This window comes from Kocuria rhizosphaericola, from assembly GCF_044462205.1.
GTDB classification, from domain to species: Bacteria; Actinomycetota; Actinomycetes; order Actinomycetales; family Micrococcaceae; genus Kocuria; species Kocuria rhizosphaericola.
Genome location: NZ_JBISWK010000091.1, coordinates 44,655 through 57,991, shown reverse-complemented (window position 1 = coordinate 57,991; position 13,337 = coordinate 44,655). Strand labels below are relative to the sequence as shown.

The following is a 13,337-nucleotide window of genomic DNA, read 5'->3' as shown; positions in this document are numbered from 1 at the left end:
ATCCTGGAGAACATGGAGATCGGCCACAACGTGCTGCACGGGCAGTGGGACTGGATGCGCGACCCCGACATCCACTCCACCACCTGGGAGTGGGACTTCGTCACCCCGTCCAAGGCGTGGCAGCACACCCACAACGACCTGCACCACACCTGGACCAACGTCATCGGCAAGGACCGCGACGTCGGGTACAACGTCTTCCGCGTGGACGAGGGCCAGCCCTGGCAGTGGTGGAACCTCGGCAACCCCCTCTACAACGCGATGCTCGCCCCCGTCTTCGAGTTCGGCATCGCCATCTACGACCTGGAGTTCGACCAGGTGCGGGAGGGGACCAAGTCGAAGGCCGACCTCAAGCAGGGGCTGAAGGCCCTCGGCGCCAAGTTCCTCAAGCAGGTCGCCAAGGACTACGTGGCCACGCCCGCCGCCGCGGCGCTGACCGGCTCCGGGAAGCAGGCGCTGGGCGCGACCCTGACCGCCAACGCCGCCCGCAACATCTGGGCGCACGCCGTGATCTTCTGCGGTCACTTCCCCGAGGGCGTGGACACGTTCACCGAGGAGCAGATCGAGGGCGAGACCCGCGGGGACTGGTACCTGCGGCAGATGCTCGGCTCGGCGAACATCTCCGGGTCCAGGCTGATGCACCTCATGACCGGCAACCTGTCCTTCCAGATCGAGCACCACCTGTTCCCGGACCTGCCCTCGAACCGCTACGCCGAGGTCGCCGTGAAGGTCCGGGAGATCTGCGAGCGCTACGGCCTGCCCTACACGACCGGGCCGCTGCCCAAGCAGGTCGGCTCCTACTGGGGGAAGATCTTCCGCCTCGCCCTGCCCTGATCCGTCCCCGGGGGACGGCTCGTCGAACGGCCGCGGTGCTCCGGCACCGCGGCCGTTCCGCATGCCGGAGCACGGGCCGGAGCACGGTGGACGAGAGGCGGGCCGGGTGCCTGTCGGGCGGCGTTGGTAGGCTCACGGCACCCGCACGAAAGGCAGGCCATGAGCTCTCCCCAGCGCGTCCTCATCACCGGTGCCACCGGCTACATCGGAGGGCGCATGACCCCCAGGATGCTGGAGGCCGGGCACACCGTGCGCGTCGCCGTCCGGTCCCCCGGCAAGCTGCGCGCCGTGCCGTGGCGGGACCAGGTGGAGGTCGCCGAGACGGACCTCAACGACCTCGACGGGATGACCGCCGCGTGCCAGGACGTGCACACCCTGTACTACCTCGTGCACTCCATGGGCGGCTCCCGGCAGTTCGAGGAGGAGGAGGCCGAGATGGCCCGCACCGTGGCCCGGGCCGCCGAGCGGGCCGGGGTGCGGCGCATCGTGTACCTCTCGGGCCTGCACCCCCAGGGCGTGGAGCTCTCCCAGCACATGCGCTCCCGGGTCCGGGTGGGCGAGATCCTGCTCGAGAGCTCCGTCCCGGCGGTGGTCCTCCAGGCCGGTGTGGTGATCGGCTCCGGCTCGGCGTCCTTCGAGATGATCCGCCACCTCGGCGACACCCTCCCGATCATGCCGGCCCCGTCCTGGGTGACGAACAGCATCGAGCCCATCGCCGTCCGCGACGTGCTGTACTACCTGATCCATGCGATGGACCTGCCGGAGGGCCTCAACCGCACCTTCGACATCGGCTCCCGCGACGTCATGACCTACGCCGACGCCATGCGCCGCTACGCCCGGGTCGCCGGGCTGCGCCGGCGCACCGTCTTCCACCTGCCCCTCCCGGCGCCGCGGCTGTCGGGGTTCTGGGTGGGCATGGTCACCCCGATCCCCCTGGGCCTGGCGGTGCCGCTCGTGCAGTCGCTGCAGCACGACGCCGTGTCCGCCGAGCACGACATCGACGACTACATCCCGCAGCCCCCCGAAGGGCTGGCCGGCTACCGCCGTGCGGTGGCCCTCGCGCTGAAGAAGATCGAGGACAACTCCGTGGAGACCACGTGGGACGTCCACTACAGCTCCTCCGAGGCCGCCGCGGACCCGCTGCCCTCGGACCCGGACTGGGCCGGGCGCACGGTGTTCGTGGACGAGCGCAGCCGCACGGGCCCGGCCCGGCCCGAGCAGGTGTGGCGGGTCATCGAGTCCATCGGCGGTCGCAACGGCTGGTACTCGCTGCCCCTGGCGTGGCAGCTGCGCGGCGTCATGGACAAGCTCGTGGGCGGGGCCGGCCTGAACCGCGGCCGCCGCGACGCCACGGATCTGCACGTCGGCGAGTACGTGGACTGGTGGCGCGTCGAGGACATGGAGGAGGGGCACAAGCTGCTCCTGCACGCCGAGATGCGCACCCCCGGCCGGGCGTGGCTCGAGCTGTCCGTGGAGCCCGAGGACGGCGGCAGCCGGTACACGCAGCGGGCCATCTTCTTCCCCCGGGGCCTGCCGGGCCGGCTCTACTGGTGGGGCGTGTGGCCCTTCCACGGGTTCATCTTCCCGTCCATGGCCCGCAACATCCTCGCCACGGCCGCCGCGCTCGAGGATCCAGGTCCCGGCGACACGGACGAGACGGGACAGGCGGAACAGGCCGCCGGGCGGATCACTCCGGCCGGGGGGACTCCGGCCCACGGCTGACCCCTTCGGGGCCCGCCACGGGCCGGGGACCCGGGCGGCCCCACTCGCTCCAGGAACCGTCGTAGACCACGACGTCCTCGCGGCCCGCCAGGTGGGCGCCGAGCGCCAGGACGCACGCCGTGAGGCCCGACCCGCAGCTGGTGACGATCCGCCGTCCCTCGGGCGCGGCCGCCGCGATCCGCTCCCGCAGCTGCGGCAGCGGGAGCAGCCGCCCGTGCGCGTCCTGCAGTTCGGTGTACGGCAGGTTGACCGCCCCCGGCATGTGCCCGGGGCGCAGACCCGGGCGCGGCTCGGGCGCGGTGCCCGCGAACCGGCCGGCGGAGCGGGCGTCCAGGACGGTGGCGCCCGGGTCCGCCAGGGCGCGGGCGACGTCCTCCGCCCCGACGAAGCGGCCCTCGCGGGGAACGAGCTCGACGTCACCGGGCTCGGCGGGCGGCGCGGCGTGCGCCCCGGTGGGCCGTCCCTCGGCGACCCACGCCGGCAGGCCGCCGTCGAGGACGGCGACCCGGTCGAAGCCGGCGGCCCGCAGCAGCCACCAGACCCGGGCGGACGCGAAGACCCCCTTGCCGTCGTAGGCCACCACCGTGCTCGTCCGCGAGATGCCGAGCGCGCGCGCCGCCGCGGTCAGCTGCTCCGCCGGGGGCACTGTGTGCGGCAGGTCCGAGGACGGGTCGGAGAAGGGCCCGTCCAGGTCCAGGAGCAGAGCGCCGGGCAGGGCCTCGTCGACCCGGTTGAGCGTGGAGCTCGCGTCCACGAGCACGAGCCGGGGGTCATCGAGGTGCCTGGCCAGCCACTCCGTGCTCACCACGGGTCCGGGGAGCTCGATCGGGGCGGTGGCGTCGTCGGCGCGGATGGTGGGGTCCATGCGCCCAGACTAGGGCGGATCTCCCTCCATGTCGTTCAGGTGCGGGCCCCGGCCGTCCCCGGGGCCCGTCCGGAGCGTGCCGAGGAGGTCCGCGAGGCGGTCGGTCGCCTCCGCCCAGCCGTCCTGGAAGCCCATCTCGGCGTGCCGTTCCCGGGCCTCCGCGGTCCAGTGCAGGGCGCGCACGACGTGGCGGGTCCGGTCCCCGGCGTCGGACATGTCGACGACCGTGGTCATGAAGGGCACGACCGCGGGCCGGCTGGAGGGGATCCAGCCGGGGGCGAAGGCGTTGGTGAACACCAGCCGCCGCTCCGGAAGGGCCTCCAGGAACACGGCTTCGCCGTCGGACCGCTCACCGTTCGGCCCGTGCATGACGATGTGGGACGCGCCGCCGGGACGCGGCTCCAGCGCCTTCACCTCGGTCCTCCAGGACCGGGGGCCGAACCACTGCGCCAGGAGCACGGGCTCCGTCCAGCAGCGCCACACCGTCGCGCGCGGTGCCTCCAGCAGGCGCTCCAGCCGCAGCTCGAACCCCTCGGCCTCTCCGGTCGTCATCGCTCCTCCTCCGTGCCCGGGAGCACGCCGGCGCCGTCCGACGCGCCGGGGCGCTCGGGACCGCCGTACGAGACGTACGAGACGTACGAGACGTACGAGACGTACGAGACGTACGAGACGTACGACGAGTGTGCCGGGCCTGCCCGGCGTCGATCAAGACGGACCCCGCTGCGGCCGGTCGACCTGACCCCGCCCGACTGGGTGGCGATGGGGCGTGCGCCGTCACCGTGCTGGCGGCCTCCCGGAGCGTGGAGAGGTCCGACCCCCGATGGTCGCGGTGGTCCGCGGGCTCGTGGCCGGGCGGGGCGTGGTGTTCTGGGCGTTCGCCACGTGGCTGATCCCCGCCCTCGTGGCCGCGGGGTGGTGGCGCCACCGTGTGCACGGGGTGCCGCTGCGCTGCGAGTCCTCGCCGTGGAGCGTGGTCTTCCCGCTGGGGATGTACGCCGTGGCCGGCATCCACCTGGGCCGCGCGGACGATCTGCCGATCGTGGTGCTGGTCGGGGCCGCCTGGCTGTGGGTGGTCCTGAGCGCCTGGGCAGCGGTGTTCACCGCCGTGCTCGTGCACCTGGTGCGGCGGCTGGTCCTCGGCCGGCGGATCCCCGCCCCGGCATGGCCGGAGCGGGCCGGTCAGGCGGTGAGCGCCCGCTCGAGGTCCTCGAGCTGGTCCTCGACGTCCTCGATGCCCACCGAGAGCCGCACCAGGTCCACCGGCACGGCCAGCGCGGTGCCCCTGACGGAGGCGTGCGTCATCTCGGAGGGGTAGCAGATCAGGGACTCCACCCCGCCCAGGCTCACGGACAGCGAGTACAGCCGGGTGCCCTCCGCCACCGCCCGGGCCGCGGCCTCGCCGCCGGCCGACCGGAAGGAGACCATCCCGCCGAACCCGCGCATCTGCGCGGCCGCGAGCGCGTGGCCGGGGTGCTCGGGCAGCCCGGGGTAGAGCACCTGCGAGACCTCCGGGCGCTCCAGCAGCCACTCGGCGATCCGCTGCGCGTTGTCCTGGTGGCGCTCCATCCGCAGGCTCAGGGTCTTGAGCCCCCGGGCGGCCAGGTAGCTGTCCTGGGGGCCGGCCACCGCGCCGGCGGCGAACTGCTGGAAGCCGACCGTCTCCGCGAGCGGGGCCCCGCGCCACTCGGCCGCCCCGACGACCACGGCGCCGCCGAGCACGTCGGAGTGCCCGCCGATGTACTTGGTGGTGGAGTGCACCACGGCGTGCGCGCCGAGCTCGAGGGGGTTCTGCAGGTACGGGGACGCGAAGGTGTTGTCGACGACGAGCAGCGCCCCGGCGTCCCGGGCCAGCTCCGCCCAGGCCGCGACGTCGGCGATGCCGAGCAGCGGGTTGGACGGTGTCTCGAGCCACAGCACCTTGGTGGAGCCGGGCCGCACGGCCGCGCGGACGGCGTCGAGGTCGGTGATGTCCACGGGCGTCGAGGCGATGTCCCACGGGGCCAGGACCTTGGTGATCAGCCGGTTGGTGCCGCCGTAGCCGTCGGCGCCGAGCACGATGTGCTCGCCCGGGCGCAGGACCGCGCGCAGCAGGGCGTCCTCGGCGGCGATCCCCGAGGCGAACGCGAATCCGCGCTCGCCGCGCTCCAGGGCCGCGAGCTGCTCCTCGAAGCCGTTGCGGGTGGGGTTGGAGCCACGGCTGTACTCGTGGCCGGCGCGCAGCACGTTGATCCCGTCCTGGGCGAACGTGGAGGTCTGGTAGATCGGGGGGATGACCGCCCCGGTCAGCGGGTCCGGCTCCTGGCCGGCGTGGACCGCGGTGGTCGTGAAGCCCCGGTGGCGGGTGCGGGCGGCGGTGGAGGACGTCATGGCGGGGCTCACTTCCGGGTGGTCTGGACGGTGTCGAGGGCCTGGCCGAGGTCGGCCACGAGGTCCTGCGGGGACTCGAGGCCGATCGACAGCCGGATCGTGGTCTCGGCGATCCCGCCGGCCAGACGCTGCTCGGGGGTCAGCCGGCAGTGCGTCATGGCCGCGGGGTGGGCCACGAGGCTGCGGGTGTCCCCGATGTTGGCGACCAGCTTGAACAGCCGGAGCGCGTCGATGAACGGTCCCACGGCGGCGTCGGGGGCGGCGAGGTCGAAGGAGAACACGGAGCCGGTCCCGCGCGGGAAGTCCCGGGCCGCGATCCCGGCGCCGGGGTCCCCGGGCACGCCGGGGTGGTGGACGCGGGCGACGGCGGGGTGCCCGGCCAGGAACTCGGCCACCTCGAGGGCGGAGGCCGTGTGGCGGGCCACGCGCAGGTCGAGGGTCTCGGTGCCCTGCAGGATCTGGCTGGCGTTGAACGGGGACAACGTGGTGCCCAGGTCGTGCACGTACTTGGCCCGGACCAGGTGCAGGTAGGGGCTGGCCCCGGCGCACTTCTCAGCCAGGCTGAGCCCGCCCCAGCGGGCGCGGGCCTGCGTGAACTGCGGCCACTTCTCGGGCCGCGCGGACCAGTCGAAGGTCCCGCCGTCCACGACCGCCCCGGCGAGCGCGTTGCCGTGCCCGCCCAGGAACTTGGTGGCGGAGTGCACCACGATGTCGGCGCCCTTCTCGAGCGGCCGGTACAGGGCCGGGGACGCGAGGGTGTTGTCGACGACGACGGGCACCCCGGCGGCCCGGGCGACGTCGGCGATCCCGGGCAGGTCCGGCAGGGTGGCCAGCGGGTTGCCGATGGACTCGAGCAGGAACGCCCGGGTGTCGGGGCGCACGGCCGCGGCCCACGCCCCCGGGTCGGTGGGGTCCACGAAGGACACCTCGACGCCGAGGTCGGCGAGGGAGTCGGTGAGCAGGTCCACGGTCCCGCCGTAGAGCTTCTCGGAGGCCACGAGGTGCTTGCCGGCGCCCTGGCCGAGCAGGGCGAGCAGCGCGACGGCCACGGCGGACTGCCCGGAGCCGGTCGCCACGGCGCCCGCGCCGCCCTCGAGGTCGCTGATGCGCTGTTCGAGCACCGCCACCGTGGGGTTGCCGGTGCGCGTGTAGGTGAAGCCCGGCCGGGTCTGGGCGAACATCTGCTTGGCCGCCTCGTAGTCCGGGAACTCGAACGCCGCGGTCTGGTAGATCGGCACCGTCAGGGTGCGCTGGGTGACGTCGCCGTGGGTGCCGGCGTGGATCTGCCGGGTCGCGAGGTCGTGGTCGGTCACGGGGATGGACATGGCGCTGCTCCTGTGCCTTGCTCTTACCCGCACCGGACGGCCGCGGTCACCCGGGGGTGCCGCAGTGGATGCAGGCCGCTTCTTCATCCGAACCACCCAATGAGCATGGGGTTGGTGCGCGACCCAGTCGGAGCTTGGCGGTCACGTCTCGTGAAGCTGGAACAACACTATGCGCAGAGGTAGTGGGTGTCTCCCCGCGACGGAAGATGACGACCGTGACGGTTCATGACGCGGACCGTGCGCACCGGACCCGCGTCAGGCCCGTGTGTCGATGTCCTCGAAGACCAGGAACGTCTGCGTGTCCACCACGCCGGGCAGCTGCTGGATGTGCTCGAAGATCACCTGCCGCAGGTGCACCGTGTCCACGGCCCGGATCAGCAGCATGACGTCGAAGTTCCCGCCCACCAGGGCGATGTGGTGCACGGCCGGAATGGCCTGGAGCTGGGCGCACAGCTCCCGCCAGGTGTTCTGCTGGAGCTTGAGCGTCACATACGCGGAGGCCTGCAGCCCCGCCCGCACGGGGTCGATCACAGTGCTGAAGCGCAGGATCACGCCTTCGTCCCGGAGCCGGTTGATGCGGGCGTAGGCGTGGGCCCGGGAGACGTGCACGGCCGCGGCGATCGCGGTCACCGACTGCCTCGCGTCCCGGGACAGCTCCGCGAGGATCTTCCGGTCGGTCTCGTCCAGCTGCACGGGGGTCGAGGGCACGGCGGGCTCCTTCGGGGTGGGTGGGTCGCGGGGTGCGGAACGGGTCGGACGAATGCGTGTGCTCCACGCCACACTAGAACATTTCGTCCACATATTGTGCACTGTGTGTCACAGTCTTCTGCACTTTCCCGGCTCTCTGGGTACGAACCATGTCCGGATCGCATACTGGGGAGACAGAGCTGCACCAGCCTTCCTGCCTTCCCGGGCCCGCGTCCGGGCCGGGGACCGACCGAGGGGACACCATGAGCCAGACCGCCGAGACCCCCGAGGACCCGATCCTCCGGGCCTCCCAGAGCTTCGGCATCACGCCGGAGCAGTACATGCTCCCGGCCCGCGGCGAGATCCGCATGGTCGACCCGAGCGGGCGGCTGCTCGCCCCCGAGGAGCAGGGCACCGGCCCCGGCCACGAGTACCCGCTGCCCGCCAGCGACGTCCTGCTGGACGCCTACGAGAAGCTGGTGGTCGGGCGGCGGGTCAACGACCAGAACTCCGCGCTGGTCCGCCAGGGCCGGATGGCGGTCTACCCGTCCAGCCACGGCCAGGAGGCGTGCCAGGTGGCGGCCGCCCTGTGCCTGGAGCAGGACGACTGGCTGTTCCCCACCTACCGGGACACCGTGGCGGTCATGACCAAGGGCGTGGACCCCATGCAGGTCATGGCGATCTTCCGCGGCGAGTGGCACGGCGGCTACGACCCGTACGAGCACCGCGTGGGCATCCAGTCCACGCCGCTGACCACCCAGCTGCTGCACGCGGTGGGCGTGGCCCACGCCGCGAAGCTGCGCGGCGAGGACACCGTGGTCCTGGCGATGTGCGGCGACGGCGCCACGAGCGAGGGCGACTTCCACGAGGCCCTGAACTTCGCGGCCGTGTTCAAGCTGCCGGTCGTGTTCTTCGTGCAGAACAACGGCTACGCGATCTCCGTGCCCCTGTCCCAGCAGTCCGCGGCCCCGAGCCTCGCCCACAAGGCGGTCGGCTACGGCATGGCCGGCGAGCGCGTGGACGGCAACGACCTCGTGGCGCTGCTCGCCACCCTGCGCCGCGCCGTGGACCTGGCGCGCTCCGAGTCCGAGCCCCTCCTCCTCGAGGCGCACACCTACCGCATGCAGGCCCACACCAACGCCGACGACGCCACGCGCTACCGGGACGACGCCGAGGTCCAGGAGTGGATCGCCAAGGACCCGGTGACCCGGATGCGCTCCTACCTCGCCGGGGAGGGCGTGCTCGACGACGCTGCGGAGCAACGCATCGCCGCGGCCGCCGAGGACGTCGCCGCGGCCCTGCGCGACGGCATGAACGCCGACGTGGAGATCGACCCGCTCGAGCTGTTCCGCCACGTCTACACCGAGCAGACCCCGCAGCTCGCCGAGCAGGAGCAGTTCCTGGCCGCCGAGCTCGCCCGAGAGGAGACCGGACAGTGAGCACCCTCCACGCCCCCGCCCCGTCCGGCGAGGCCCCGGCGGTCAAGCCGGCCACCTTCGCCCAGGCGCTCAACACCGCCCTGGCCGACGCCCTGGCCGCCGACGACGCCGTCGTCGTGTTCGGCGAGGACGTCGGCACCCTCGGCGGCGTCTTCCGCATCACCGACGGGCTGGCGAAGCGCTTCGGCCGCACCCGCTGCTTCGACACCCCGCTGGCGGAGTCCGGGATCGCCGGCATGGCCGTGGGCATGGCGATGAACCGCATGCGCCCCGTCATCGAGATGCAGTTCGACGCCTTCGCCTACCCGGCCTTCGAGCAGGTCGCCTCGCACATCGCGAAGATGCACAACCGCACCCGCGGCGCCGTGCGCCTGCCGATCGTCATCCGCATCCCGTACGCCGGCGGCATCGGCGGCGTGGAGCACCACTGCGACTCCTCCGAGGCCTACTACGCCCACACCCCGGGCCTGAAGGTCTTCACCCCCGCCACCGTCGAGGACGCCTACCTCATGCTGCGGGAGGCGATCGACTCCGACGACCCCGTCGTGTTCCTCGAGCCCAAGAAGCTGTACTGGTCCAAGGCACCCGTGGACCTGGCCGAGCTGAAGGACCGCTACGAGAACGAGGCGCCCGAGCGCCGGGAAGGCCGCGCCGTGGTCGCCCGCGCCGGCGAGGACGCCACGCTGCTGGCCTACGGGCCGTCCGTGCCGACCGCCCTGGCGGCCGCGGCCACCGCCGCCGCCGAGGGGCGCTCGCTCGAGGTCGTGGACCTGCGCAGCATCGTCCCGTTCGACGACGAGACGGTCGCCGCGTCGGTGCGCAGGACCGGGCGCGTGGTGGTCGTGGCCGAGGCCCCGGGCTTCGCGTCCGTGGCGGCCGAGATCGTCGCCCGTGTCCAGGAGCGCTGCTTCCACTCCCTGGCCGCGCCCGTGCGCCGCGTGACCGGGTTCGACATCCCGTACCCGGCGCCCAAGCTCGAGGAGCACTACCTGCCGAGCGTCGACCGCATCCTCGACGCCGTGGACGACCTGCAGTGGGAGGACTGACCATGACCGTGAAGACGTTCACCCTGCCGGATCTCGGCGAGGGACTGACCGAGGCCGAGCTCGTGAGCTGGCTCGTCCAGGTGGGCGACACCGTCGCCGTGGACCAGCCGATCGCCGAGGTGGAGACCGCCAAGTCCGCCGTGGAGGTGCCGTGCCCCTTCGCGGGGACCGTGCACCAGCTGCACGGCACCTCCGGGCAGACCCTCGACGTGGGGGCGCCGCTGATCTCCGTCGACACCGGGGACCGGGACGGGACCCCCGCCCCGCAGGGCGGCGGCCCCAAGGGCGGGCTCTCCTACCGGGAGGAGGAGCGCGCCGGGGCCGACCCCGCGGCGGCAGCGGGGGCCTCCGACGACGACGCCGGATCGGGCAGCGTGCTCATCGGCTACGGCACACCGGCCGGCGGCACGGCCGGGCGCCGGCGCCGGCCGAAGCGGGCCGGTTCCGCGGACGAGCAGGGTTCCGCGCAGGCGGCGGCGCAGGCCGCGGCCACGGACGCCGCCCACGACGCGATGGCCTCCGCCCCGCGCCTGGCGCCCACGGTCGTCTCGCCGATCGTGCGCAAGCTCGCCAAGGACCGTGGGATCGACATCTCCACCGTGCGCGGCTCGGGCCCCGGCGGGCTCATCCTGCGCCGCGACGTCGTCGCCGCGGCGGACGCCCCTGCGCAGCCGGCACCGGTCCCGCAGGAGGCCGCCGCCCCGTCGTCGTCCCCCGCCCCCGAACCGTCCGCCGTGGCGCCGTCCGCCGTGGACGCCCGCACGGGGCTGAGGGTGGCCGAGCGGCTCCCGGTCGCCGGGATCCGCAAGGCCATCGGGCAGGCCATGACCCGCTCCCGCAGCGAGATCCCCGAGGCCACCGTCTGGGTGGACGTGGACGCCACGAAACTGGTGGAGCTGCGCGCCGAGCTCAAGGCGAAGGACCCCGAGCGGGCCCCGGGGCTCATGGCCCTGATCGCGCGGTTCGTGCTCGCCGGCCTGGCCCGCCACCCCGAGCTCGCCACCCGGATCGAGACCCTCGAGGACGGCAGCCAACAGATCGTGCGCTTCGACGGCGTGAACCTGGGCTTCGCGGCGCAGACCGACCGCGGCCTCGTGGTGCCGAACATCCGCGACGCGCACACGCTGAGCGCCCGCGGGCTCGACTCCGAGCTCCGGCGGCTCACCGAGCTCGCGCGCTCCGGCAAGGCCGGCCCCGCCGAGCTGTCCGGCTCCACGTTCACCCTCAACAACTACGGGGTGTTCGGCACGGACGGGGCCGCGGCGATCATCAACCACCCGGAGGTCGCGATCCTCGGGATCGGGCGGATCATCGACCGCCCGTGGGTGGTCGACGGGCAGCTGGCCGTCCGCAAGGTCACCCAGCTCTCCCTCGCCTTCGACCACCGGGTGTGCGACGGCGGGGCCGCCGGCGGCTTCCTGCGCATGGTGGCCGACGCCGTGGAGAACCCGGTGTCGGTGCTCGCGGACCTCTAGCAGCCGGCGGCTCCCGCGCCCGCGAGGGGTCGTGCTCAGCGCTGGTCTCTGGGCGCGCCCCTCCGGGAGAGGTCGGGGTGCCGGCGGGTGCCGAGCAGGTGCGGGCCCAGGTCGGCGACCGTCTCGGCGCCCATCAGCTGCATGCTGATCCGCACCTCCTCGGCCAGCAACTCGATGGCCCGCTCCACGCCCTGCTGCCCGCCGGCCATCAGCCCGTAGAGGTAGGCCCGGCCGATGAGCACGAAGTCCGCACCGGTGCACAGGGCGGTGAGGACGTCGGCGCCGCTCATGACCCCGGAGTCCAGGATCAGTTCGACGCCCTCGCCCACCTCGTCCCGCACCTCGGGCAGGGCGTGCAGCGAGGCGGGGGCGCGGTCCAGCTGGCGGCCGCCGTGGTTGGAGACCACGAGCCCGTCGGCCCCGGCGGCCCGGGACTGCCGGGCGTCGTCGCGGGTCAGCACGCCCTTCACGAAGAGCTTGCCCGGCCACACGGAGCGGATCCACTCGAGGTCCTGGTAGGACAGGGTCGGGTCGAACATCGAGTTCGTGATGGTGGGCAGGTCTGCGCTCGTGCTCGAGAGGGACGCGAATTTCAGGGAGTCCGTGGTCAGGAAGTTGAACCACCACTCGGGCCGGTAGGAGGCGTCGACCACCGTCCGCAGCGTGAGCTTGGGCGGGATGACCATGCCGTTGCGCACGTCCCGCAGCCGCTGCCCCGCCACCGGGGTGTCCACGGTGACGAGCAGGGTGCCGTAGCCGTTGGCCGCGGCCCGTTCGAGGAGGTCCCGGGACCGTGCCCTGTCCTTCCACAGGTACAGCTGGAACCAGCGGGTGGCGTCCGGACCGGCCGCGGCGACCTCCTCCAGCGACCGGGTGCCCATGGTGGACAGCGTGAAGGGGATGCCGGCCTTCTCCGCGGCGCGGACTCCCCCGATCTCGCCCTCCGAGTGCATGAAGCGGGTGAAGCCGGTCGGGGCGATGCCGAACGGCAGCGCGGACCGGGTCCCGGCGATCGGCGTGGACAGGTTCGGGGCGGCGATGCCGTGCAGGATCCGGGGCAGCAGCTCGACCGCGTCGAACGCCTCCCGCGAGCGCCGGCGGGTCAGCTCGCGCTGGGCGGCGCCGTCCGTGTAGTCGAAGGCCGGGCGCGGGGTGCGGCGGCGGGCGATCCGCCGCAGGTCCCAGAGGTCCGCGGCCTTGGCCAGCCGGGCCGCGCGGCGGTCGAGGGCGGGGGTCTCGAACTGCATGAGCGGGCGCAGCTCGGACCACTGGGGCAGACGCCGCTCCATGACGGACCTCCTGACGGTCGGGGTGCTCCCGACCACACTACGACGGAGGTCCTGCCGCCGGGCTCCCGCGCCCCGGAGATCGTGCGCCGGTCAGTCGGTCTCGGGCCCCGCGCAGTACGGGCAGTTCTGCTCGACGTCGTCCCACCCGTGCTGTGCGTCCCGGAGACTCCGGGACGGCGTCGCGACGTCCGTGGCCTCGTCCGGGAGCGCAGCGGCCTGGGCGGGGCGGGGCGGAAGCAGGTCGACGGTCATGGTTTGTCCTCCTGAAGGGGTGCTGCCGGGCGGGGCGTC

At 73.3% G+C, this 13,337-nt stretch carries 12 protein-coding genes, 1 pseudogene and 1 riboswitch; of the genes and pseudogenes, 6 read left to right on the top strand and 7 right to left on the bottom strand.

Going from position 1 to position 13,337, the window contains the following annotated elements; all coding sequences use genetic code 11:
- Together ACH9D2_RS09645 and ACH9D2_RS09640 are read left to right on the top strand one after the other, a co-directional pair.
- Nucleotides 1-831, top strand: an 831-nt coding sequence (locus tag ACH9D2_RS09645) for a fatty acid desaturase (protein ID WP_396362623.1), incomplete at its 5' end; no start/stop codon positions are given.
- Between the two features lie 159 nt (nucleotides 832-990).
- Entirely contained in the window at nucleotides 991-2,553 is a 1,563-nt protein-coding gene (locus tag ACH9D2_RS09640) for an SDR family oxidoreductase (RefSeq protein WP_396362622.1), read from the top strand.
- Here the strand turns inward: ACH9D2_RS09640 and ACH9D2_RS09635 are convergent.
- Both ACH9D2_RS09635 and ACH9D2_RS09630 read right to left on the bottom strand, forming a co-directional pair.
- Nucleotides 2,519-3,418: a rhodanese-like domain-containing protein gene (locus ACH9D2_RS09635; protein ID WP_396362621.1), complete on the bottom strand. Its 900-nt coding sequence runs from the start codon at nucleotides 3,416-3,418 to the stop codon at nucleotides 2,519-2,521. The two genes, ACH9D2_RS09640 and ACH9D2_RS09635, sit on opposite strands and share 35 nt — an antisense overlap.
- A 9-nt stretch (nucleotides 3,419-3,427) precedes the next feature.
- Nucleotides 3,428-3,970: an SRPBCC family protein gene (locus ACH9D2_RS09630; RefSeq protein ID WP_396362620.1), complete on the bottom strand. Its 543-nt coding sequence runs from the start codon at nucleotides 3,968-3,970 to the stop codon at nucleotides 3,428-3,430.
- A gap of 268 nt (nucleotides 3,971-4,238) precedes the next feature.
- Between ACH9D2_RS09630 and ACH9D2_RS09625 the strand changes: the two are divergent.
- Nucleotides 4,239-4,466, top strand: a pseudogene (locus tag ACH9D2_RS09625) (SLAC1 family transporter); the annotation flags it as partial.
- Between the two features lie 131 nt (nucleotides 4,467-4,597).
- Here ACH9D2_RS09625 and ACH9D2_RS09620 read toward each other — a convergent pair.
- The 3 genes from ACH9D2_RS09620 to ACH9D2_RS09610 all read right to left on the bottom strand — a co-directional run bounded on the left by ACH9D2_RS09620 (nucleotide 4,598) and on the right by ACH9D2_RS09610 (nucleotide 7,818).
- Complete coding sequence (locus ACH9D2_RS09620) at nucleotides 4,598-5,785, bottom strand: cystathionine gamma-synthase (protein WP_396362619.1); 1,188 nt, start codon at nucleotides 5,783-5,785, stop codon at nucleotides 4,598-4,600.
- Between the two features lie 8 nt (nucleotides 5,786-5,793).
- Nucleotides 5,794-7,110: an O-acetylhomoserine aminocarboxypropyltransferase/cysteine synthase family protein gene (locus ACH9D2_RS09615; protein ID WP_396362618.1), complete on the bottom strand. Its 1,317-nt coding sequence runs from the start codon at nucleotides 7,108-7,110 to the stop codon at nucleotides 5,794-5,796.
- Between the two features lie 47 nt (nucleotides 7,111-7,157).
- Nucleotides 7,158-7,266, bottom strand: a riboswitch (SAM riboswitch).
- A gap of 99 nt (nucleotides 7,267-7,365) precedes the next feature.
- Entirely contained in the window at nucleotides 7,366-7,818 is a 453-nt protein-coding gene (locus ACH9D2_RS09610; protein WP_396362617.1) for an Lrp/AsnC family transcriptional regulator, read from the bottom strand.
- A 242-nt stretch (nucleotides 7,819-8,060) separates the two neighbouring features.
- On the opposite strand from ACH9D2_RS09610, the gene ACH9D2_RS09605 reads away from it, so the two are divergent.
- Genes ACH9D2_RS09605 through ACH9D2_RS09595 form a run of 3 tightly spaced genes read left to right on the top strand, consistent with a single transcriptional unit; the run spans nucleotide 8,061 to nucleotide 11,757 of the window.
- Nucleotides 8,061-9,236: a thiamine pyrophosphate-dependent enzyme gene (locus tag ACH9D2_RS09605; RefSeq protein ID WP_396362616.1), complete on the top strand. Its 1,176-nt coding sequence runs from the start codon at nucleotides 8,061-8,063 to the stop codon at nucleotides 9,234-9,236.
- Nucleotides 9,233-10,282, top strand: a complete 1,050-nt coding sequence (locus ACH9D2_RS09600) for a transketolase C-terminal domain-containing protein (protein ID WP_396362615.1) — start codon at nucleotides 9,233-9,235, stop codon at nucleotides 10,280-10,282. Before ACH9D2_RS09605 ends, ACH9D2_RS09600 begins: the two co-directional genes overlap by 4 nt.
- A gap of 2 nt (nucleotides 10,283-10,284) precedes the next feature.
- Complete coding sequence (locus ACH9D2_RS09595; RefSeq protein ID WP_396362614.1) at nucleotides 10,285-11,757, top strand: 2-oxo acid dehydrogenase subunit E2; 1,473 nt, start codon at nucleotides 10,285-10,287, stop codon at nucleotides 11,755-11,757.
- Between the two features lie 35 nt (nucleotides 11,758-11,792).
- On the opposite strand, the gene ACH9D2_RS09590 is transcribed toward ACH9D2_RS09595, so the two are convergent.
- Together ACH9D2_RS09590 and ACH9D2_RS09585 are read right to left on the bottom strand one after the other, a co-directional pair.
- Nucleotides 11,793-13,046, bottom strand: coding sequence for an alpha-hydroxy-acid oxidizing protein (locus ACH9D2_RS09590; protein WP_396362613.1), 1,254 nt, complete (start codon nucleotides 13,044-13,046; stop codon nucleotides 11,793-11,795).
- 90 nt (nucleotides 13,047-13,136) lie between these two features.
- On the bottom strand, nucleotides 13,137-13,298 hold the full coding sequence (locus tag ACH9D2_RS09585; RefSeq protein ID WP_396362612.1) for a hypothetical protein: 162 nt from the start codon (nucleotides 13,296-13,298) through the stop codon (nucleotides 13,137-13,139).
- Between the last annotated feature and the right edge of the window lie 39 nt (nucleotides 13,299-13,337).

What these genes read in the sequence shown, in the direction of transcription:
- ACH9D2_RS09640 (WP_396362622.1), top strand. Translation starts at nt 991, where the DNA reads ATGAGCTCTCCCCAGCGCGTCCTCATCACCGGTGCCACCGGCTACATC.
- ACH9D2_RS09635 (WP_396362621.1), bottom strand. Translation starts at nt 3,418, where the DNA reads ATGGACCCCACCATCCGCGCCGACGACGCCACCGCCCCGATCGAGCTC.
- ACH9D2_RS09630 (WP_396362620.1), bottom strand. Translation starts at nt 3,970, where the DNA reads ATGACGACCGGAGAGGCCGAGGGGTTCGAGCTGCGGCTGGAGCGCCTG.
- ACH9D2_RS09620 (WP_396362619.1), bottom strand. Translation starts at nt 5,785, where the DNA reads ATGACGTCCTCCACCGCCGCCCGCACCCGCCACCGGGGCTTCACGACC.
- ACH9D2_RS09615 (WP_396362618.1), bottom strand. Translation starts at nt 7,110, where the DNA reads ATGTCCATCCCCGTGACCGACCACGACCTCGCGACCCGGCAGATCCAC.
- ACH9D2_RS09605 (WP_396362616.1), top strand. Translation starts at nt 8,061, where the DNA reads ATGAGCCAGACCGCCGAGACCCCCGAGGACCCGATCCTCCGGGCCTCC.
- ACH9D2_RS09595 (WP_396362614.1), top strand. Translation starts at nt 10,285, where the DNA reads ATGACCGTGAAGACGTTCACCCTGCCGGATCTCGGCGAGGGACTGACC.
- ACH9D2_RS09590 (WP_396362613.1), bottom strand. Translation starts at nt 13,046, where the DNA reads ATGGAGCGGCGTCTGCCCCAGTGGTCCGAGCTGCGCCCGCTCATGCAG.
- ACH9D2_RS09585 (WP_396362612.1), bottom strand. Translation starts at nt 13,298, where the DNA reads ATGACCGTCGACCTGCTTCCGCCCCGCCCCGCCCAGGCCGCTGCGCTC.